Source organism: Nonomuraea sp. NPDC049141, assembly GCF_040648415.1.
In the GTDB taxonomy this organism is placed as follows: Bacteria; Actinomycetota; Actinomycetes; order Streptosporangiales; family Streptosporangiaceae; genus Nonomuraea.
Genome location: NZ_JBEZDR010000007.1, coordinates 1 through 4,158 on the forward strand (window position 1 = coordinate 1; position 4,158 = coordinate 4,158).

Below are 4,158 nucleotides of genomic sequence, written 5' to 3' on the forward strand. Positions count from 1 at the left end.
CTTCGGCCATGGTCTTCACCATGGATCGCAACATGTCGGGGTCGTCGGTCTCGATCTGCCGCGCCAGCCACTGCGCGGGCGTCACACTGTTGTCTACGGCCATCGCCTGATCTCCTTCGATCTTGATCTTGCTACTCGAAGGATCACGCGATGGCCGCCTTCATTTCACGACGCCACGCCTATGACCAGGCCAAACTCGTACACCACTCCCGTGGACGCAACCTCGCCGTCCTACGTCGTCAGGTCGCCAGGCCGCGACCGGACTGGGCCGACCAGGCGCTGCTGGCGGCGCTGGCACGGCAGTTGCCCAAGCGACTTCGGCTCCATCGGACCGTGACGCCGGGCACCTGTCGGCCTGGCACCGCCGGCTGGTCACCATGAGAACCGGACTCTAGCCATCCGAGCCTTCTGTGCGACACCGAATATCGCCTGCGGTTTCTCGCCGGCCTTGGCAGACAACGAGTAACCGAACGCCTTCAGCTACCCAACCGAAACGGAAGGATCACGACGACTCTGTGCCTGCCGATAATGTCATCCGCGCAGGTCATCCAGCTTGCCCAACAGGCGGACCCGCGTGCTCGGTACCACCCCTCACCCGACCGCGGCCTGGGTCAGTCAGGTGTTCAAGAATCTCGTGATGGACCTACAGGACGCCGGCTGCCGGGCGCACTATCTGATCCGAGACCAGGACGGGAAGTTTCCGGCCCTGATGGAGGAGATCCTCGCTGACGCTGGTATCCACACGGTTCTCACCGGCGTCCGCGTGCCGCGCATGAACGCGCTCATGGAGCGATGGGTACAGTCCTGCCACCGCGAACTCCTGGACCGCTGCCTGCTCTGGAACGAACGCTACCTGCGGCATGCCCTACACGAGTACGAACACTTCTACAACGAGCACCGAGCCCATCAGGCCTTGGCTCAGGCAGCACCGCTACGTCCTGTCCCGCTCGAAAACACGATTTCGTACTGTGAGCTGGGCTTTCGCTGCGCGATCAGGGCAGCGGCTGCGACCATCTCAAGGTGGTGTTGTCGCTTGTCTACCGGTTGGTGAAGGGCTTGTTCGGCCTGCTGGCGGTGTTGGTCCGCTCGGACCTGTCCAAGGACATTGAACTGCTAGTGCTCCGTCACGAGAACCAGGTGCTGCGCCGTCAACTCGGTGACCGGCCGCGGTGGGATCACGCCGACAAGGTCTGGCTTGCGGCGTTGTCAGGATTGGTCCACCGCCGCCGGTGGGCGGAGGTATTCACGGTCACCCCGGCGACAATCTTGCGCTGGCATCGCAACCTCGCAGCACGCAAATGGACCAGCACCAACCGGCAGCGTCCGGGACGGCCCGGCACCCGTCGGCCGATCAGAGGACTGATCGTGCGAATGGCGCGGGAGAATCCGACCTGGGGGCATAGGAGAATCCAAGGCGAGTTGGCCCGCCTGGGCTACAACATCGCGGCCTCCACCGTGTGGGAGATCCTGCACACATCAGGTATCGATCCGGCGCCCCGCCGGGCCGGCCCGAGCTGGCGGCAGTTCCTGGCCGCTCAAGCCCACGCGATCATCGCGTGCGACTTCCTGGTGGTCGAGACCGTGCTGCTCAAACGGCTGTATGTGCTGGTCTTCATCGAGCACGGCACTCGGCGACTGCACCTGGCCGGAGTGACCGCGCACCCGACCGGGGCATGGACGGCGCAGCAGGCCCGCAAACCTCGCCATGGACCTGAGTGACCGCATCGCCGAGCTGCGGTTCTTGAACCACGATCGGGATCCGCTCTCCACCTCCGCCTTCAGGGCGGTCTTCGAAACCGAAAGACTACGGATCATCACCACGCTGCCGCGGACGCCGAGGATGAACGCCATCTGCGAGCGCGTCATCGGCACCCTGCGGCGTGAGTGCCTCGACCATCTCCTCATCTACGGAGAGCGGCACCTCCGGCACGTGCCGGCATGCTACGAGCCTCACTACAACCATCACCGACCGCACCGCGCTCGAGAACCAAGGCCGCCACTGCATGACTCTCAGAGGTGGTCGACCTGAGGGCCCGCCGCGCGCATGCTCGCCCACGACGCCGACCTCCTCGTCATCGACGACCTCTCAGCCGCTCTCGACATCACCACAGAAACCCTCCTGTGGCAGCGCATCCTCGACCACGAGCCTGACCGCACCGCCCTTGTCGTCTCCAACCGCCGATCCCTCCTGCGCCGCGCGGACCACGTCATCGTCATGGATGATGGCCGTATCGCCGCACAAGGCCCGTACGAAGAGCTCTTCGCTTCTTCTGACGACGTCACGAACCTGTGGAAATAGCCCGGATGTCGTCGCTGGTGAAAATCCAGAGACGTGGGTGGCGACGACCGGTAAGTTCCGGGACCGGTTCGCGCACGAACTCGAACAGGCTCTGTGCTATTCAGTGCACATGAGCCGTTCGGCTGCGGCGATGGCGTCGGCCGGTTGGCCGGAAGCCAGCTGGACGACCACCTCCGTCTCGCCGTCCGCACTGCTCATCGCCATCCCGCTGTAGCCGAAGATCCACCCGGAATGGCTGAACACGCGCCGCCCGCAGCCGAGCGTCTCGGCGAAGATTCCGAACCCGCCGGTCTGCAGTTGCCTGCCCACCCCCTGAGTGAACACCCAGTGGTAGAAGCTCGACACGTCGGCCGCGGTCGAGATCAGCCCGCCCGCGGTCCAGAAGATCGACGAGTCTAGCTCGGCGTTGTCCACTCCGTCGGTGTGGTTTCCGTGCGCGAGATCCTTGGGCAGGTCGTCGGTGGGCAGCTCGGTCGCGGTCAAGCCCTGCGGGCCCGTGATGCGCTCGCTCAGCAGCTCCCTGTACGACTTGCGGGACACCTTCTCCAGAATCATGCCGAGCAGGATGAAGTTGGTGTTGGAATAACCCTGCGCCTCTTTATCCGCATATTTCAGCAGTTCTCGGGGTGGCCAGTGCCGGAGGTGGGCGCCGTTGCCTAAGTCCTTGACGAAACGCTCGTCGCGCAGGTAGTCGGAGATGCCGCTGGTGTGCCTGAGCAGGTCCGCCACGGTCGCCTTCGTCTTGATGACACCGGGCAGCAGTTTGTCCACCCGGTCGGTGAGCGCCAGCCGCCCCTCCTCGACCTGCTGCAGAACGAGCGTCGCGGTGAACGTCTTGGTGATGCTCGCGATCCTGAACCGATGATCCGTCCGCATCGGCACCCCGGTGTCCGCCTGCCCTGCCGCCGCTTGCCACGTCTGATCCCCCTTCCTGACGTGCACCACCGCGCCCGACGATCCGGCCTCGACCAGCCGCGTGGCCTCCGCCTGCACCCCTGGCGCCGGGGAGGGCCGTACGGACGGCGTCCGGGGGACGGGAGAGCTGCACGCGACCGCGCAGAGCAGGGCGAGGATGGCTGTGATCCGCATGACTTCATAATGATGTTCGAGCTCTTCGGGGGAAGGCCGGCACGGTCATCGTCTCCCGGCAAGGGAACGGGGCTTGAGGGTCCCCGCCCCCTCGGCCGTCGGGTACTGCGCTATTACCACCGGGCCCCTCGATCAGGCACCGCCACCCCCGCCCCGCACCGGACGCGGAAGGATCCCTGACATGCGCTTCTACGAGGGAGCGTGCCTCACTTGTCCCCAGAATAGGGCAGCGCTTGGCGCAGCAGAGGTGCTCATTCTTGAGCATCTGATCAGGCCACATCTCGACCCCTCGCATGGGCGGACCGGCGGCTGTCAACATCCCGCAAGGCAACTGCCAGCAAGATCACCGATTGTCTGACCGATATGCCGGATAAAACTCGACTCAATCAGTCAATGCGGTCGGACGTCGCATGACGCAAAGACCGAAACACTGATTACGGACATTCCGCAAATGAACAAGATCCTCACGCAGCGTGACAGGCGCCCCTGACGCAGGGGTGGGGTAGAGATCATCCGCCCAGCCTGAGAGGTGCACCTCCCACCGACGCGCCCGCAGGCAGCGAAATTTCCCGATAGCCGAAACCTCCATTCCGTCATAGATTGAAATTTCGCCACTTGACTGGCTTTCGGACAACCCAATAGGAATGGCGTGGCTTTAACCGGTCCTCGCCAGGACGAACCCCTGACGAGCGGTCCATACTTCCTGCTGCCCGCGCGACGACCTCGCACGGCGCGGCGGACCTGTCTGGGGGGGGTGACTTGGCGTAACA

Annotated in this window: 6 protein-coding genes; 5 read left to right on the plus strand and 1 reads right to left on the minus strand. The window is 64.4% G+C overall.

Annotated features, from left to right (window positions below):
* The first annotated feature begins 150 nt into the window (after positions 1-150).
* From AB0B91_RS21660 to AB0B91_RS21680, 5 genes are all read left to right on the plus strand, one after another.
* Positions 151-381, plus strand: a complete 231-nt coding sequence (locus AB0B91_RS21660) for a hypothetical protein (protein ID WP_358322230.1) — start codon at positions 151-153, stop codon at positions 379-381.
* A 193-nt stretch (positions 382-574) separates the two neighbouring features.
* A complete protein-coding gene (locus AB0B91_RS21665) occupies positions 575-1,051 on the plus strand; it encodes an integrase core domain-containing protein (protein WP_358322233.1) in 477 nt (158 codons plus the stop codon).
* 5 nt (positions 1,052-1,056) lie between these two features.
* Positions 1,057-1,719: a hypothetical protein gene (locus AB0B91_RS21670; RefSeq protein WP_358322236.1), complete on the plus strand. Its 663-nt coding sequence runs from the start codon at positions 1,057-1,059 to the stop codon at positions 1,717-1,719.
* Positions 1,706-2,029, plus strand: a complete 324-nt coding sequence (locus AB0B91_RS21675; protein ID WP_358322238.1) for an integrase core domain-containing protein — start codon at positions 1,706-1,708, stop codon at positions 2,027-2,029. The genes AB0B91_RS21670 and AB0B91_RS21675 overlap by 14 nt, the downstream gene beginning before the upstream one ends.
* Before the next feature lie 15 nt (positions 2,030-2,044).
* Entirely contained in the window at positions 2,045-2,299 is a 255-nt protein-coding gene (locus AB0B91_RS21680; protein WP_358322241.1) for a hypothetical protein, read from the plus strand.
* 96 nt (positions 2,300-2,395) lie between these two features.
* On the opposite strand, the gene AB0B91_RS21685 is transcribed toward AB0B91_RS21680, so the two are convergent.
* Positions 2,396-3,388 carry a serine hydrolase domain-containing protein gene (locus AB0B91_RS21685; protein WP_358322243.1) on the minus strand — a complete coding sequence of 331 codons (993 nt, stop codon included), beginning with the start codon at positions 3,386-3,388 and terminating at the stop codon, positions 2,396-2,398.
* Positions 3,389-4,158 lie beyond the last annotated feature (770 nt).

What these genes read in the sequence shown, in the direction of transcription:
- AB0B91_RS21685 (WP_358322243.1), bottom strand. Translation starts at nt 3,388, where the DNA reads ATGCGGATCACAGCCATCCTCGCCCTGCTCTGCGCGGTCGCGTGCAGC.
- AB0B91_RS21660 (WP_358322230.1), top strand. Translation starts at nt 151, where the DNA reads ATGGCCGCCTTCATTTCACGACGCCACGCCTATGACCAGGCCAAACTC.
- AB0B91_RS21675 (WP_358322238.1), top strand. Translation starts at nt 1,706, where the DNA reads ATGGACCTGAGTGACCGCATCGCCGAGCTGCGGTTCTTGAACCACGAT.
- AB0B91_RS21680 (WP_358322241.1), top strand. Translation starts at nt 2,045, where the DNA reads ATGCTCGCCCACGACGCCGACCTCCTCGTCATCGACGACCTCTCAGCC.